This window comes from Pseudomonas sp. PB103 (assembly GCF_009764635.1).
Classification (GTDB): domain Bacteria; phylum Pseudomonadota; class Gammaproteobacteria; order Pseudomonadales; family Pseudomonadaceae; genus Aquipseudomonas.
On record NZ_RWIL01000127.1, the window covers coordinates 1 to 15,715 of the forward strand.

General features: G+C 59.9%; 14 protein-coding genes. 8 read left to right on the top strand and 6 right to left on the bottom strand.

All coding sequences use genetic code 11. The features are described from left to right. Positions 1-56 precede the first annotated feature (56 nt). The gene (locus tag EJA70_RS23085; protein WP_158833746.1) at positions 57-941 is read right to left on the bottom strand and encodes a helix-turn-helix domain-containing protein; all 885 of its coding nucleotides are present in this window, start codon (positions 939-941) and stop codon (positions 57-59) included. Positions 942-1,128: 187 nt separating this feature from the next. On the opposite strand from EJA70_RS23085, the gene pobA reads away from it, so the two are divergent. Together pobA and EJA70_RS23095 are read left to right on the top strand one after the other, a co-directional pair. Then, positions 1,129-2,313 (top strand): 4-hydroxybenzoate 3-monooxygenase, encoded by a 1,185-nt coding sequence (gene pobA / locus EJA70_RS23090; protein WP_371924617.1) that lies wholly within the window; start codon positions 1,129-1,131, stop codon positions 2,311-2,313. Between the two features lie 79 nt (positions 2,314-2,392). Next, entirely contained in the window at positions 2,393-3,910 is a 1,518-nt protein-coding gene (locus EJA70_RS23095) for an MDR family MFS transporter (RefSeq protein ID WP_158833750.1), read from the top strand. Positions 3,911-3,993: 83 nt separating this feature from the next. Here EJA70_RS23095 and EJA70_RS23100 read toward each other — a convergent pair whose 3' ends face one another. The 4 genes from EJA70_RS23100 to EJA70_RS23115 form a co-directional block, all read right to left on the bottom strand. Next, entirely contained in the window at positions 3,994-4,842 is an 849-nt protein-coding gene (locus EJA70_RS23100) for a cache domain-containing protein (RefSeq protein WP_158833752.1), read from the bottom strand. Between the two features lie 261 nt (positions 4,843-5,103). Then, the gene (locus tag EJA70_RS23105) at positions 5,104-5,958 is read right to left on the bottom strand and encodes an ATPase (protein ID WP_158833754.1); all 855 of its coding nucleotides are present in this window, start codon (positions 5,956-5,958) and stop codon (positions 5,104-5,106) included. Positions 5,959-6,074: 116 nt separating this feature from the next. Then, complete coding sequence (locus EJA70_RS23110) at positions 6,075-7,067, bottom strand: NAD(P)-dependent oxidoreductase (RefSeq protein WP_158833756.1); 993 nt, start codon at positions 7,065-7,067, stop codon at positions 6,075-6,077. Between the two features lie 109 nt (positions 7,068-7,176). Then, positions 7,177-8,064: a LysR family transcriptional regulator ArgP gene (locus EJA70_RS23115; RefSeq protein WP_158833758.1), complete on the bottom strand. Its 888-nt coding sequence runs from the start codon at positions 8,062-8,064 to the stop codon at positions 7,177-7,179. 96 nt (positions 8,065-8,160) lie between these two features. Here EJA70_RS23115 and EJA70_RS23120 point away from each other — a divergent pair, with 96 nt between their 5' ends. From EJA70_RS23120 to EJA70_RS23130, 3 genes are all read left to right on the top strand, one after another. After that, complete coding sequence (locus EJA70_RS23120) at positions 8,161-8,562, top strand: ACT domain-containing protein (protein ID WP_158833760.1); 402 nt, start codon at positions 8,161-8,163, stop codon at positions 8,560-8,562. Between the two features lie 5 nt (positions 8,563-8,567). Beyond that, entirely contained in the window at positions 8,568-9,170 is a 603-nt protein-coding gene (locus EJA70_RS23125) for a LysE/ArgO family amino acid transporter (RefSeq protein WP_008085477.1), read from the top strand. Between the two features lie 176 nt (positions 9,171-9,346). Beyond that, positions 9,347-9,943: a superoxide dismutase gene (locus EJA70_RS23130; protein WP_008085479.1), complete on the top strand. Its 597-nt coding sequence runs from the start codon at positions 9,347-9,349 to the stop codon at positions 9,941-9,943. Here EJA70_RS23130 and EJA70_RS23135 read toward each other — a convergent pair. Beyond that, entirely contained in the window at positions 9,933-10,295 is a 363-nt protein-coding gene (locus tag EJA70_RS23135; RefSeq protein WP_158833762.1) for a hypothetical protein, read from the bottom strand. The genes EJA70_RS23130 and EJA70_RS23135 overlap by 11 nt on opposite strands. 102 nt (positions 10,296-10,397) lie before the next feature. Between EJA70_RS23135 and EJA70_RS23140 the strand changes: the two genes are divergently transcribed. From EJA70_RS23140 to EJA70_RS23150, 3 genes are all read left to right on the top strand, one after another. Beyond that, on the top strand, positions 10,398-12,449 hold the full coding sequence (locus tag EJA70_RS23140) for a bifunctional diguanylate cyclase/phosphodiesterase (protein ID WP_158833764.1): 2,052 nt from the start codon (positions 10,398-10,400) through the stop codon (positions 12,447-12,449). A 214-nt stretch (positions 12,450-12,663) separates the two neighbouring features. After that, complete coding sequence (locus tag EJA70_RS23145) at positions 12,664-14,010, top strand: imelysin family protein (RefSeq protein ID WP_008085485.1); 1,347 nt, start codon at positions 12,664-12,666, stop codon at positions 14,008-14,010. Positions 14,011-14,272: 262 nt separating this feature from the next. Continuing rightward, positions 14,273-15,700: a di-heme oxidoredictase family protein gene (locus EJA70_RS23150; RefSeq protein ID WP_158833765.1), complete on the top strand. Its 1,428-nt coding sequence runs from the start codon at positions 14,273-14,275 to the stop codon at positions 15,698-15,700. Positions 15,701-15,715: the final 15 nt, after the last annotated feature.

Genomic DNA, 15,715 nt, shown 5'->3' on the forward strand with positions numbered 1-15,715 from the left:
GAACCACCGCTATCGCTGGCAAGCCAGCTCCCACATTTTTTGCAGCGGCTTTGAGGTTACTGTTCGGCCTTCAGGCGATCGCGGAAGGCTTTTGGTGAGATCCCGACCCTGCGGCGGAACAGCCGTGTGAAGTTGGTCGGATCGGAAAAACCGAGCAGTTCCGACATCTCGTAAATGGTCATGCTGGTGTACGTCAGCAGGCGCTTGGCTTCCAGCAACTGGCGTTCGTGCATGATCTGCAACGCCGGTTGCCCCGCCAGTTCACGGCACGTGCCGTTGAGGTGCGACACCGAAATTCCCAGTCGATGCGCCAGGTCTTCGACCTTCACGTGCTGGCGATAAGTCTCCTCCACCAGTTGAATGAAACCGTTGAGGTACTCGCGCTGACGCTGCGGCCGCTGGCTGGCGTTATGCCGAACAATCGCCTGGCGACTGACCCAGACCATGATCACGCTGACCAGCGCATGCATGAGCATTTCCCGCGCCGGTTGATGACCGTTGTATTCGGCCTGCAACGCACAAAACAGACTGTTCAGGTATTCGCCGTCCGCGCCTGCCGGGTAACTTTCGGTTTCGGCAAGTGCGTGTACCGCGTCGCCCAGTTGCGCCTGCAAATGGTTGATCAGCGGTGTGGCGAGGGTGACGATGAATCCTTCAACGTCCTCGGAAAAACGAAAGCCGTGCACCGACAGCGGTGGCAGGACTTGAATGGCGGGTGTCTTGAGCTGCGTGCGTTGCCCTTCGATTTCAAGCTCTGCCTGACCTTTGAAAACGAAGAGTAATTGGCACAAATCGGCGTGGCGGTGGGGTTTGATTTCCCATTGATGTTCGCGGCTGCGGGAGGAAATGGTTTCACAGTGCAGCAAGTCAGGGGTGGGCCAGTCCAGGCTTTCACCGTAGAGCTTGAACACCGGAATCGAAGGCAGGTCAGGCTTGTTCATCACTTCAATCCAGGCCTCGGGGTTTGCGGGCGATAATCGCACCGATTGGCAGAATGTACAGGTATCGGCTCAGTTTTCACCTTCAATTGACAGACCCGCAAGGGAAAAATGCAAGCACTCGATCCATAAAAATCATTCAGCGGCGATTGTCGCGTGAAGCTTGCGAGTTATAAAAACAATGAAAACGCTGAAAACCCAAGTCGCCATCATCGGCGCCGGTCCGTCCGGTTTGCTCCTCGGTCAGTTGCTGCACAACGCCGGCATCGACACTCTCATTGTCGAACGTCAGGCCCCCGACTATGTGCTCGGGCGTATCCGCGCCGGCGTGCTTGAACAAGGCATGGTAGAGCTGTTGCGTCAGGCTGGGGTGAGTCAGCGGATGGACGCTGAAGGTCTGGTTCACCACGGTTTCGACCTGGCCCTCAATGGGCAACAAGTACACATCGATTTGCATGCGCTGACCGGCGGCAAGAGCGTGATGATCTACGGCCAGACCGAAGTCACCCGCGACCTGATGGCCGCTCGTCGGGAGGCCGGTGCGCCGACTGTTTATCAAGCAAGCAATGTCGTTCCCCACGGCATGAAAAGCGACGAAGCTTTTGTCACCTTCGAAAAGGACGGCGAAACCTGGCGCGTCGATTGCGACTACATCGCCGGTTGCGACGGTTTCCACGGGGTCGCGCGGCAGTCGATTCCTGCTGAATGCTTGAAGGTGTTCGAACGGGTTTATCCGTTCGGCTGGCTGGGCATTCTTGCCGACACGCCGCCGGTGCATGAGGAACTGGTCTACGCCCGCCACGAGCGCGGGTTTGCCTTGTGCAGCATGCGGTCGGCAACGCGCACCCGCTATTACCTGCAAGTGCCGGCGGAGGAAAACGTCGATGACTGGAGCGATCAACGCTTCTGGGATGAGTTGAAACGTCGTTTGCCTGAGTCGCTGGCCGAGCAACTGGTCACCGGCCCGTCCATCGAAAAAAGCATCGCGCCGCTGCGCAGTTTTGTCGTCGAGCCAATGCAGTACGGGCGGATGTTCCTCGTCGGTGACGCGGCGCACATCGTGCCGCCGACTGGCGCCAAAGGCCTTAATCTGGCGGCAAGCGACGTCAGCACCTTGTTCAATATCCTGCTGAAGGTTTACCGCGACGGTCGCACCGAGCTGTTGGATAAATACTCGGAGATCTGCCTGCGCCGCGTGTGGAAAGCCGAACGGTTTTCCTGGTGGATGACCTCGATGCTGCACCGCTTCGACGATCACGATGCGTTCAGCCAGCGCATCAGTGCCTCGGAACTGGACTACTTTGTCAGTTCAGAAGCGGGCCGAAAAACCATTGCAGAAAATTACGTCGGACTTCCTTATGAGGCTATCGAATAGCCTGCTACCGACTTACACTGGCGAGCATCCCCGCTCGCCTGACGATCTGCGGGACTCTCACTGCCCGCAGGTTTTGCCCGTGACCAATCTCAATCACCCCGAAACGCCCAAACCGGCCATTCGCAGCGTGCTGGTCGCGCTGATGATGGCGATCTTTCTTGGTGCACTCGATCAGACCATCGTCGCCGTGTCGATGCCGGCCATTTCTGCTCAGTTCAAGGACGTCAGCCTGCTGGCCTGGGTGATTTCCGGGTACATGGTGGCGATGACCGTGGCCGTGCCGATCTACGGCAAGCTCGGCGATTTGTACGGGCGACGCAAACTGATGCTGTTCGGCATGGGCCTGTTCACCCTCGCCTCGCTGTTTTGCGGCATGGCGCAGAGCATGGAGCAACTGGTGCTGGCTCGGATCCTTCAGGGCATCGGCGCCGGCGGGATGATTTCGGTGAGTCAGGCGATCATCGGCGACATCGTGCCGCCGCGTGAACGCGGGCGCTATCAGGGTTACTTCAGCAGCATGTACGCGGTGGCTAGCGTCGCCGGGCCGGTGCTCGGTGGTTACATGACCGAATACCTGTCGTGGCGCTGGGTGTTTCTGATCAACCTGCCGCTGGGCCTCGGCGCTTACTGGGTGGCACGGCGCAACTTGCGCGGCCTGCCGATTCCGCAGCGCAAACCGGTCATCGATTATCTCGGCACACTGCTGATGATCATTGGCCTGACGGCGCTGCTGCTGGGCATTACTCAGGTCGGTCAGGGTCATTCGTGGCGCAGCGGCGAAGTGCTTGGCTTGTTCGCGTGTGCGGTGGTGGTTTTGGCGGTATTTGTCTGGCACGAACGCCGTGCGCGTGAACCGTTGCTACCGATGCACCTGTTCGCCAACCGCAATGCCTTGCTGTGCTGGTGCACGATTTTCTTCACCAGTTTCCAGGCGATTTCGTTGATCGTATTGATGCCGTTGCGCTTTCAGACCGTCACCGGTGCCGGCGCCGACAGCGCGGCGTTGCACTTGCTGCCGCTGGCGATGGGCCTGCCGATCGGTGCCTATTTCGCCGGGCGTCGCACGTCGATCACCGGGCGCTACAAACCGCAGATTCTGACCGGCGCGCTGCTGATGCCGATCTCGATTCTCGGCATGGCATTCAGTCCACCCGAGGCGACTTTCATCAGCGGCTTGTTCATGTTGCTCTGCGGCATTTCCAGCGGCATGCAGTTCCCGACCTCGCTGGTCGGCACGCAGAACTCGGTGGAGCAGCGCGACATCGGCGTGGCCACCAGCACCACCAACCTGTTCCGTTCACTGGGCGGCGCGGTGGGTGTGGCGTTGATGTCGGCGCTGCTGCTGGCGCTGTTGCAGGATTCAAGTTTCGCCCATTTGGCGAGCAGTTCGCTGATGAGCGAGGGGCATTCGGGCAACGTCTTGCTTGATGGTTTGAACGCAGCACCGGGGGATGCACAAAATGCCTTGCGCGCCGAGTTGCTGGTGACATTCCGCCATTTGCTGTGGGTGAGTGCGGCGGTGTCTTTGCTCGGGCTCGCGGCGGCGATTGCGATGCCCAATAGCCTGCTGCGCGGGCGCGAGCACGGCGCCAAATAAAACAGCAAAAGATCGCAGCCTGCGGCAGCTCCTACAGGGGAATAATCATGTAGGAGCTGCCGCAGGCTGCGATCTTTTGATCTTCAAGGGCTGTAGTAACCCACCGCCACCAGAAAATGCCCAGCCTTCTTCAGGTAGGCATGTTTATCCTCGACCTTGCCGGTGACCGGGTTCTTCCAGCGATACTCATACTCGCCGTCATCCTGCTTGCCGATCAGCGCCAGAATCGGCTCGCCGACCGGTTTGCCCTCCGGATCCTTGACCTTGCCGAAGTCGGTATTGACCAGCCGCAAATTGGTGCCATGCGCGACATAGCGCTGGGTGTTCAGGTCGACCACGAACACGTACAGATCATCCTGCAAATACCCGCCCTTGAGCGAATTGATCGCCGTCAGCGTGCCCTTCTCATCCTTGCTCAGATCGGTCGCGGCTTTGTCCAGCAGGGCTTTGGCCTGCTCGGCCGAGGCGCGCGGCAGGTAATAGCCGACCGCCAGAATCCGCTGCCCGATGCGTTGGTAGAACACATGCTTGCGCTCGACCTTGCCATCTGCCTGGTTCTGCCAGCGGTATTCGGCTTGCTGAATGCCATTGCCTTCCGGCACCCGCAACGCCTCCTTGAAGGCCTTTTGCAGATCTGGCCCGAGCACTTCACTGACGTCACGGCCGATCAGCGCTGAAGACGGCCCGCCGCTGGCAAGCATCACGCCTTTGGTATCGACCACGAATACATAGCGATCCTTGTCGACGAACTCGCCTTGGCGGCTGAACGCGGCGAAGGCCTTGTCGCCGTTGTCGTGGTAATAGGCCAGCGCTTTTTCCAGCAAGGCGATGGCGGCCTGGCTGTCATCTTTTGCGGCGGTCGCGGCGCTGGCCTGGCCGAATCCGGCCAATAACAGCAAACAGAGCCAGGCGAATTTATGCACAAACCCCATGACGCATCCCTCGTTCCTGTTGGTGTTTCAAGAGCGTAGACGGGTTGGCGTTAGACGGAGGTTGAAGATGAATCGAGAGATTGCCGCATCTTCCTGTGACAAAGGAGATTTCTGTGGTGAGGGGATTCATCCCCGATGGGTTGCGAAGCAGCCCCAAAAACTGAGCAATCGGTATTGCTGGAGAAATGCAGGGGAGCGCTCCGCACTCCATCGGGGATGAATCCCCTCACCACAAAGGCTCCCCGCATTAAGTGATCTGAGTTATGGCCGGGAATTTATTTGCTGCTGCAAGTTCTGGATCTGCGCCTGCAGTGTGTTGATGTTGCGCGTCATCTGCCCACGGAACGCGTCGAACTCAGCCGTATTGCCGCCACCCTGCGGGGCTGCCGGGCGGTTGTCCTGTTCGCTTTTGAGGACGACGATTTCCTGTTCCAGACGATCAATCGCCGCGCTCGGATTGCCCTGTTTCTTCAACGCGGCAATATCGGCGCCAAGGCTCTTGAACTGCGCCTCGAAGGACTTCAACTGCGCATCGACCTTGCTGGTGTCGGCCGGGGTGCTTTTCACCGTCGCCAGCTCCGCACTCAAGGCTTTGACCTGTGCCTGCAACTGGGTGTTGGCGTTTTGTTGTTCGGTAGTTTGCGCGGTCATCTGCGCAAGGCGCTTATCGAGATCGCTGGCCTGACCGGCGACGCCCTGCTGCTGTTTGCTCTGATCGAGCAGCTTGCCTTCAAGCTGTTTGATCTGCAGCTTCAGGGCTTCGCTGTCACTGGTGACGTTGCTCTGGCTGGCCACGACCTTGCCGGAAATGTCCTGCAGGCGCCCCGCCGCTTCTTCACTGATGCGCGCAAAGCTTTCCTGGGTCGCGACCAGTTGTTGTTCCATCAGCGAAATCTGCTGGAAACTCCACCAGGCCAAGCCGATGAAGGCAAAGAACAACGCGCCGACCAATGCCCACAGCGGCCCGGTGCTTGCGGCTTTGACCTGGACCACCGGTGGCGTGCGCGAGTGCACGGAGGTGCGCGCAGTGGTCGGAATGTCATCGTCGTCGAAGGTGTCGGCACGCAGGCTCGGGACATCGTCGAAATCGTCGTGGGCATCATTACGCATGGACATTGAGGCAACCTTTGTGAAACGCGGTGATGGCTAAATGCTGCGAAGTATAACCGCCGCAACCGCAGGGATTGACCCCCAACGGGCGGTGCGGTTCATTGCCGCCGGGCCGAATCGTTTCAACGAATGTCCTGAGCTTTCCACCACGCGCAGAACTCATCCAGCGCCGACCACAGGCTGACTTTCGGATCGTAGTCCAGATAATGCCGGGCGCGACTGATGTCGAGGGTGAAATTTTTCTTCATGACTTGCATGCCCAGCCGCGACAGCGTCGGCTCCGGACGCCCCGGCCAGAGTTTGCAAGCGCCTTCATTCAACGCGGCGACACTGTAGGCCAGCCCGTAGGACCGGTACTGGGTGACCTGTGGGACTTCCATCCTGCGCATCACGTAATTGACCACATCCCACAATGGCACCGGCGCGCCGTTGCTGATGTTGTAAGCCTTGCCCAACGCGGAGCCGGCGGCCAGCAGACTGCTGAGCATGGCTTCGTTGAGGTTTTGCACGCTGGTGAAATCGACCTTGTTCAGGCCATTGCCGATGATCGCCAGCCGGCCCTTGCGCTGCATGTTCAGCAGGCGCGGGAAGATGCTCATGTCGCCGGCGCCGGTGACGAAGCGCGGACGCAAGGCGATGGTTTCCAGACCGAACTCCTGGGCGCCGAAGACTTTTTGCTCAGCCAGGTATTTGGTCGCGGCGTAGTGATGCTTGAAGCGTTTTGGCACTTGTTCTTCGGTCAGGCTCAGGTGGTCGCGGCCATCGAAATAAATCGACGGCGAAGACAGGTGTACCAAACGGCGGACGCGTTGCTTGAGGCAGGCTTCGACGACGTTTTCGGTGACCTGCACGTTGCCCTGATGAAAGTCCTGATAACGGCCCCACAGGCCGACGGCGCCAGCGCAATGCACCACGGCTTCTACGTCGGAGCACAGCTCGCGCACCAGATCAGGATCGGTCAGATCGCCGGGCACAAATTCGGCGCCACGGCGTACCAGATGCTCGACGCTCTCGGCCCGGCGACCGTTGACCCGCACGTCCAGGCCCTGCTCCAGGGCGAAACGCGCAAAGCGCCCGCCAATGAAGCCGCTTGCGCCGGTGACCAGAATTTTCATGCAAAACTCCAACAAAAAAGCAGCTGCGAGCGTCAAGCCTCTAGCTGCAAGTTTAAAACGGTGCGCAGCGCTTGACTTGCCGCTTGCAGCTTGACGCTCGCAGCTGCTTTTAAGCCACCAGCCATTGCGCGGATGAACGCACCAATTGCTCGGTCAGCAACCCCAGCAGCTGACCGCCATTGCGCCAATGATGCCAGTACAACGGCACGTCGATCGGTTTATCTGGCAACAGTTCGCGCAATTCGCCGCGTTGCAACTGCTCGCGCACTTGCAGTTCCGGCACCAGGCCCCAGCCCAGTCCGGCCTCGGTCAGGCGGATAAAACCTTCCGAGGACGGGCACAAATGGTGCTCGAAGCCACCATCGACGCCCAGCGACGCCAGGTAGCGGTGCTGCAGGAAATCGTCCGGGCCGAACACCAGCGCCGGGGTGCGCGGCAGTTGTTCGGCGCGCACGCCATCAGGAAAATGCCGTTCGATGAACGCCGGGCTGGCCAGCGCGCGATAGCGCATCGCACCGAGCAACACGCTGCGCGCGCCGGCCACCGGCCGTTCACTGGCGCACAGGCACGCGGCGACCTCACCGGCACGCATGCGCTTGAGGCCGACGGTCTGGTCTTCGACGATCAGGTCGAGCAGCAAATGCTGCTCGGCGCAGAAATCCCCCACCGCCTGCGCCCACCACGTCGCCAGGCTGTCGGCGTTCAGCGCGATGCGCAGGCGCTCGGGCAGGCCCTCTTCGTCCAATGCCGGCACGAGGGTCTGCAAGTCGCGCTCAAGCAAGCGCACCTGTTGCACATGGTTGAGCAGCCGCCGGCCAATCTCGGTGGGCGACGGCGGTGTGCCGCGCACCAGCACCGGTTGGCCGACCCGCGCTTCAAGCAGTTTGATCCGCTGGGAGATCGCCGACTGCGACAAGCCCAACACCTGCGCGGCCCGTTCGAATCCGGCCTGCTCGACCACGGCGGCCAGAGCGGAAAGCAATTTGTAGTCGAACATCAGTTTTCCTAATGAGCGATCAGCACTATTGGTTTTTCTTATACAGGTTTCGCCCGGAGAATAGCCAGCAAGCACTCTTTACCAAGGACCACTCCAATGGCTGGCGAAATTTCACTCACAACCCTGTTGCGCAGCATGAGCCCGCAACTCAACGCCGGCGAATACGTGTTCTGCACCCTGCGTGACGGCCAGATGCCCAATGGCCTGGAGATCGTCGGCAGCTTCCGCGAACAGGAAGGCCTGACGCTGATTCTCGAACGTTCCCGCGCCGAACAGGCCGGTTTCAGCTTCGACTATGTCGCCGCGTGGATCACCCTCAACGTGCATTCGGCGCTGGAAGCCGTCGGCCTTACCGCCGCATTTGCCACGGCATTGGGCAAGGCCGGGATCAGCTGCAACGTGATTGCCGGTTACTACCACGACCATTTGTTCGTCGGTCAGGCCGACGCCGAACGCGCCATGCAAGCGCTGCGCGATCTCGCAGCCAACGCGGAGTAATGGTTATGTGGCAAAGCTATGTGAACGGCTTGCTGGTGGCGTTGGGGCTGATCATGGCGATCGGTACGCAGAACGCCTTTGTATTGGCGCAAAGCCTGCGCCGTGAACATCACCTGCCGGTGGCGGCATTGTGCGTGGTCTGTGATGCGCTGTTGGTTGCGGCCGGGGTATTCGGCCTGGCGACGGTTCTGGCGCAGAACCCGACATTGCTGGCGATTGCCCGTTGGGGCGGCGCGACGTTTTTGATCTGGTACGGCAGCCAGGCGCTGCGTCGGGCCTGTTCGAAACAGAGCCTGGATCAGGGTGAAAACCAGACAGTGCGTTCGTTGCGTGCGGTAATGCTCAGCGCTTTGGCCGTGACGTTACTCAACCCGCACGTTTATCTGGATACGGTGCTGCTGATCGGTTCTCTCGGTGCGCAGCAATCGGTGCCGGGAGCTTATGTGGTCGGCGCGGCGAGTGCTTCGCTGTTGTGGTTTTTTACCCTTGCGCTAGGCGCGGCATGGCTGGCGCCATGGTTGGCCCGGCCGAGCACCTGGCGGATTCTCGATCTGGTGGTGGCGTTGATGATGTTCACGGTCGCCGGACAACTGATATTGGCGTCGTGATTTATTCCAAACAGCTCTGGAACCTCTATCCCACACAGTTGTTGCGTGGTTAAGCCGCAACCCCGGTGCTATGATCCGAACCCTGCGCCGCAAAGAGTAAAAACTCGCCGGTGCATTTCTGGCCGCCCGTGATCGGCCTTGCGCTCACCGCAACAGACCTGATTAGGAGAATCATCATGGCTTTCGAATTGCCGCCGCTGCCTTACGCACACGATGCCCTGCAGCCGCACATTTCCAAGGAAACCCTGGAATACCACCACGACAAGCACCACAACACCTATGTCGTGAACCTGAACAACCTGGTGCCAGGCACCGAGTTCGAAGGCAAGACCCTGGAAGAAATCGTCAAGACTTCCTCGGGCGGTATCTTCAACAACGCCGCTCAGGTCTGGAACCACACTTTCTACTGGAACTGCCTGGCGCCAAACGCCGGCGGTCAACCTACCGGCGCGCTGGCTGAAGCCATCAACGCTTCGTTCGGTTCGTTCGACAAGTTCAAGGAAGAGTTCAGCAAAACCTCGATCGGCACCTTCGGTTCCGGCTGGGGCTGGCTGGTGAAAAAGGCTGACGGTTCCCTGGCCCTGGCCAGCACCATCGGCGCCGGCAACCCGCTGACCAGCGGCGACACCCCGCTGCTGACCTGCGACGTCTGGGAACACGCTTACTACATCGACTACCGCAACGTTCGTCCGAAGTATGTCGAAGCGTTCTGGAACCTGGTCAACTGGAAGTTCGTTGCTGAGCAGTTCGAAGGCAAAACCTTCACCGCTTAAGCTGCGCGCCAGTCAAAAAACCCGGCTTCGGCCGGGTTTTTTTATGCCTGTGATTCATACGCACGGCCGAAACCTGCGAACACTCAACGCTTTTGACTTCCTGTAGGAGCTGCCGAAGGCTGCGATCTTTGGCGTATTCAGGTACGCCGAAGATCAAAAGATCGCAGCCTTCGGCAGCTCCTAAATTGGGCTCGGTTTTTTCCCACTGCCTTGGCTTGCTGCCGCCGTACAGAGGGCTAACATCAAAACAGCGGAAAAAATGCTGCGAAGCGCTCAAGTTGAGGGTCGAAACTACCGACATAGTACAGATTAGGGCTAATACTCCAGACAGCAGCATTTCGGCCAACGCCACAGGCTAATTATCCTCGGCCTGATTGTCCCTTTGACTGCCAACACGGGATTGCCAATACTCATGGCAACTTGACGCTACCCGCACGGATTAAGGAATAACCCTTTGAAGCTGGAACTCAAGAACAGCTTGTCGGTGAAGTTGCTCCGGGTCGTGCTCCTGTCGGCATTGATCGTCGGCGTAGTCTTGAGCTGCGCGCAGATTGTTTTCGATGCCTACAAAACGCGTCAGGCAGTTGCCGGCGATGCCGAACGCATCCTCGACATGTTCCGCGACCCCTCGACCCAGGCGGTTTACAGCCTTGATCGGGAGATGGGCATGCAGGTGATCGAAGGCCTGTTCCAGGACGACGCCGTGCGCCAGGCCTCCATTGGCCATCCCAACGAAGCCATGCTCGCGCAGAAATCCCGCGAGTTGCAGCATTCCAACAGCCGCTGGCTGACCGACCTGATCCTCGGCCAGGAACGCACCTTCACCACGCAGCTGGTGGGGCGCGGTCCGTACAGCGAGTATTACGGCGACTTGAGCATCACCCTCGACACCGCCACCTATGGCGAAGGGTTTATCGTCAGTTCGGTAATCATTTTCATTTCCGGCGTGTTGCGCGCACTGGCCATGGGCCTGGTGCTGTATCTGGTCTATCACTGGCTGCTGACCAAACCGCTGTCGCGGATCATCGAGCACCTCACCGAGATCAACCCCGACCGCCCCAGCGAACACAAGATTCCGCAGCTCAAGGGTCACGAGAAAAACGAGCTGGGCATCTGGATCAACACCGCCAACCAGTTGCTTGAATCCATCGAACGCAACACCCATCTGCGCCACGAAGCAGAAAACAGCCTGCTGCGCATGGCCCAGTACGACTTCCTCACCGGCCTGCCAAACCGCCAGCAATTGCAGCAACAACTGGACAAGATTCTGGTCGACGCCGGCAAGCTGCAACGCCGGGTCGCGGTGTTGTGTGTAGGGCTGGACGATTTCAAAGGCATCAACGAACAATTCAGCTACCAGACGGGCGACCAGTTGCTGTTGGCGCTGGCTGATCGCCTGCGCGCCCACAGCGGCCGCCTCGGCGCCCTCGCCCGTTTGGGTGGCGATCAGTTCGCTCTGGTCCAGGCGGATATCGAACAGCCTTACGAAGCAGCGGAACTGGCGCAAAGCATTCTCGATGACCTCGAGGCGCCGTTCGCTCTCGGCGATCAGGAAATCCGCCTGCGCGCGACCATCGGCATCACTCTGTTTCCGGAGGACGGCGACAGCACCGAAAAGCTGTTGCAGAAGGCCGAGCAGACCATGACCCTGGCCAAGACCCGCTCGCGCAACCGCTATCAGTTCTACATCGCCAGCGTCGACAGCGAGATGCGTCGTCGCCGCGAACTGGAGAAAGACCTGCGCGATGCCTTGCTGCGCGATCAGTTCTATCTCGTGTATCAACCGCAGATCAGCTATCGCGATCACCGTGTGGTCGGCGTCGAAGCGCTGATTCGCTGGCAGCATCCGGAACACGGCCTGGTGCCGCCTGACCTGTTCATTCCGCTGGCGGAACAGAACGGCACGATCATCGCGATTGGCGAGTGGGTGCTGGATCAGGCCTGCAAGCAGTTGCGCGAATGGCACGATCAGGGTTTCGCCGATCTGCGCATGGCGGTGAACCTGTCGACGGTGCAATTGCACCACGCCGAGCTGCCACGGGTGGTCAATAACCTGCTGCAGATGTACCGCCTGCCGCCGCGCAGTCTGGAACTGGAAGTCACCGAAACCGGCCTGATGGAAGACATCAGCACCGCGGCCCAGCACCTGCTGAGCCTGCGTCGCTCCGGTGCACTGATCGCCATCGACGACTTCGGCACCGGCTACTCATCGCTGAGCTATCTGAAAAGCCTGCCGCTGGACAAGATCAAGATCGACAAGAGCTTCGTGCAGGACCTGCTCGATGACGACGACGATGCGACCATCGTTCGCGCGATCATTCAGTTGGGCAAAAGCCTTGGCATGCAAGTGATTGCCGAGGGCGTGGAGACGGCCGAGCAGGAAAGCTACATCATTTCCGAAGGCTGCCACGAAGGTCAGGGTTATCACTACAGCAAGCCGTTGCCGGCGCGTGAGTTGAGCGCCTACCTCAAGCAGGCACAACGCAGTAACGCGGCCATTCTTTAAAAGTCAAAAGATCACAGCCTGCGGCAGCTCCTACATAAATCGCATTCCCCTGTAGGAGCTGTCGAGTGAAACGAGGCTGCGATCTTTTGATCCGCGCAAATAAGAAATATTTCCAGCCACAACCCTTTACACATAATGCGAAAGATTTGCATTATGTCGCAGTTTTGCGCACCCCCGCGCCTGTCCTATAAACCACCGAAGCAGGATGTTCGCCATGATTCGTATGCCTCTGGCTACCGCCAGTCTGCTGGCCATCGCTATTTCCCTCGCCGGTTGCGGCGAAGGTAAAGACAAGGCCGCCGCACCGGCCGCGCCGACTCCAGCCGCCAGCACCACCGCACCTGCGGCTGCTCCTGCCGCTGCCGGTAAAGTCGATGAAGCGGCCGCCAAGGCTGTGGTCGCGCACTACGCCGACATGGTCTTCGCGGTTTACAGCGATGCCGAATCCACCGCGAAAACCCTGCAGACCGCCGTCGACGCGTTCCTCGCCAAGCCGAACGCCGACACCCTGAAAGCCGCCAAGGCCGCCTGGGTCGCTGCGCGCGTTCCGTACCTGCAGAGCGAAGTGTTCCGCTTCGGCAACACCATCATCGACGATTGGGAAGGTCAGGTTAACGCCTGGCCACTGGACGAAGGCCTGATCGACTACGTCGACAAGTCCTACGAGCACGCACTGGGTAACCCGGGCGCTACCGCCAACATCATCGCCAACACCGAAGTTCAGGTCGGCGAAGACAAGGTCGACGTCAAAGACATCACCCCGGAAAAACTCGCCAGCCTCAACGAGCTGGGCGGCTCCGAAGCCAACGTCGCCACCGGCTACCACGCCATCGAATTCCTGCTGTGGGGCCAGGATCTGAACGGCACCGGCCCTGGCGCTGGCAACCGTCCCGCCTCCGACTACCTGGAAGGCGCCGGCGCCACTGGCGGTCACAACGATCGTCGCCGTGCCTACCTGAAGTCCGTGACCCAACTGCTGGTCAGCGACCTGGAAGAAATGGTCGGCAACTGGAAGCCGAACGTAGCTGACAACTATCGCGCCACCCTGGAAGCCGAGCCGGGCGAAACCGGTCTGCGCAAAATGCTCTTCGGCATGGGCAGCCTGTCCCTGGGCGAATTGGCGGGCGAGCGCATGAAGGTTTCCCTGGAAGCCAACTCCCCTGAAGACGAGCAGGACTGCTTCAGCGACAACACGCACTACTCGCACTTCTACGATGCCAAAGGCATTCGTAACGTTTACCTGGGCGAGTACACCCGTGTTGACGGCACCAAAATGACCGGCGCCAGCCTGTCGTCGCTGGTGGCCAAGGCTGATCCGGCGGCCGACACCGCGCTGAAAGCCGATCTGGCTGCGACAGAAGCGAAGATCCAGGTCATGGTCGATCACGCCAACAAAGGTGAGCACTACGACCAGTTGATCGCTGCCGGCAACACCGCTGGCAACCAGATCGTTCGCGACGCGATCGCCTCGCTGGTCAAGCAGACCGGTTCGATCGAAGCCGCTGCCGGCAAACTGGGCATCAGCGACCTGAACCCGGACAACGCTGATCACGAGTTCTGATCAAACGCGTCCGCGTCAAAAAAGGCGACCTTCGGGTCGCCTTTTTCATCCCTGCCGTACACGACCCCATGTAGGAGCTGCCGAAGGCTGCGATCTTTTGACCTTGCTTTTAAAAAGACAGATCAAAAGATCGCAGCCTTCGGCAGCTCCTACATGGGGGTTTGCATTTGCGCTGTATCAAGCAAACGATAATTCCTCTTATTCAAACCCCCTCGCCCTGTTAGACTTTGCGCCTTTATTTTGCCCGTCCGCAGGATGTCTGATGCCCTCGCTGCCTCTTCGCTTGTCCGCACTGTTGCTGGCCCTAGGCCTGAGTGCCTGCGATGACGCCCCGCGTTTCACCAAGGCCGAGCCCGGTGAAGCGCGTTCCGGCGGTGCGGCGACCGTGCGCAAGACGGATCAGAATGCGTTCTCCCTGCCCTCGGCGAATCTGCCACCCTCGCGGCGGGTGGATTTCAGTGTCGGCAACAGCTTCTTTCGCAGCCCGTGGGTGATCGCGCCGTCGACCACCACCGCGCGCGATGGACTCGGCCCGTTGTTCAACACCAATGCCTGCCAGAACTGCCACATCAAGGACGGTCGCGGCCATCCGCCGACGCCGGATGCGGCCAACGCGGTGTCGATGCTGGTTCGGTTGTCGATTCCCGATGCACCGGAATATGCCCGGCTCATCGAGCAGGTCGGCGTGGTGCCAGAGCCCGTCTACGGCGGCCAGTTCCAAGACATGTCCGTACCGGGAGTTGCCCCGGAAGGTAAGGTGCGCGTCGACTACACGCCGGTGCCCGTGCGGTTCAAGGACGGCACCGAAGTCGAACTGCGCAAACCGGTATTGCAGATCACTCAACTCGGCTACGGCCCGATGCATCCCGACACACGTTTTTCCGCACGCGTCGCGCCGCCGATGATCGGCCTCGGCCTGCTTGAAGCGATCCCTGAGGAAGCGATCCTCGCCAACGCCGCCGCACAGGCCAAAGAAAAAAACGGCATCAATGGCCGGCCCAACCAGGTCTGGGATGACGCGTTGCAAAAAACCGTCATGGGCAAATTTGGCTGGAAAGCCGGGCAGCCGAACCTCAATCAACAGAATGTTCACGCGTTTTCCGGTGATATGGGCCTGACGACCAGCCTGAGACCGTTCGATGATTGCACCGACGCGCAAACCGCCTGCAAACAGGCGCCGAACGGCAATGGGCCGGACGGCGAGCCGGAAGTCAGCGACAACATTTTGCGTCTGGTGCTGTTCTACAGCCGCAACCTCGCCGTGCCTGCACGCCGCGGCGTCAACGAAGCAGACGTCATCGCCGGCAAAAACCTGTTCTTTCAGGCCGGTTGCGACTCGTGCCACACGCCGAAATACACCACCGCCGCCAACGCGGCCGAACCTGAACTGGCCAATCAAGTGATTCGCCCGTACAGCGATCTGCTGCTGCATGACATGGGCGACGGTCTGGCCGACAACCGCACAGAGTTCCAGGCCTCCGGCCGCGACTGGCGCACACCGCCGTTGTGGGGGATTGGCCTGACGCAAGCGGTCAGCGGCCACACACAGTTTTTGCATGACGGTCGCGCGCGCAATCTGCTCGAAGCGGTGCTCTGGCACGGCGGCGAAGCGACGGCGGCGCAGCAACAGGTTTTATCTTTCAATGCCGAGCAGCGTGCCGCGCTGCTGGCGTTTCTGAACTCACTTTAAACACTGATAAAAGAA

What these genes read in the sequence shown, in the direction of transcription:
- EJA70_RS23085 (WP_158833746.1), bottom strand. Translation starts at nt 941, where the DNA reads ATGAACAAGCCTGACCTGCCTTCGATTCCGGTGTTCAAGCTCTACGGT.
- EJA70_RS23100 (WP_158833752.1), bottom strand. Translation starts at nt 4,842, where the DNA reads ATGGGGTTTGTGCATAAATTCGCCTGGCTCTGTTTGCTGTTATTGGCC.
- EJA70_RS23105 (WP_158833754.1), bottom strand. Translation starts at nt 5,958, where the DNA reads ATGTCCATGCGTAATGATGCCCACGACGATTTCGACGATGTCCCGAGC.
- EJA70_RS23110 (WP_158833756.1), bottom strand. Translation starts at nt 7,067, where the DNA reads ATGAAAATTCTGGTCACCGGCGCAAGCGGCTTCATTGGCGGGCGCTTT.
- EJA70_RS23115 (WP_158833758.1), bottom strand. Translation starts at nt 8,064, where the DNA reads ATGTTCGACTACAAATTGCTTTCCGCTCTGGCCGCCGTGGTCGAGCAG.
- EJA70_RS23120 (WP_158833760.1), top strand. Translation starts at nt 8,161, where the DNA reads ATGGCTGGCGAAATTTCACTCACAACCCTGTTGCGCAGCATGAGCCCG.
- EJA70_RS23125 (WP_008085477.1), top strand. Translation starts at nt 8,568, where the DNA reads ATGTGGCAAAGCTATGTGAACGGCTTGCTGGTGGCGTTGGGGCTGATC.
- EJA70_RS23130 (WP_008085479.1), top strand. Translation starts at nt 9,347, where the DNA reads ATGGCTTTCGAATTGCCGCCGCTGCCTTACGCACACGATGCCCTGCAG.
- EJA70_RS23145 (WP_008085485.1), top strand. Translation starts at nt 12,664, where the DNA reads ATGATTCGTATGCCTCTGGCTACCGCCAGTCTGCTGGCCATCGCTATT.
- EJA70_RS23150 (WP_158833765.1), top strand. Translation starts at nt 14,273, where the DNA reads ATGCCCTCGCTGCCTCTTCGCTTGTCCGCACTGTTGCTGGCCCTAGGC.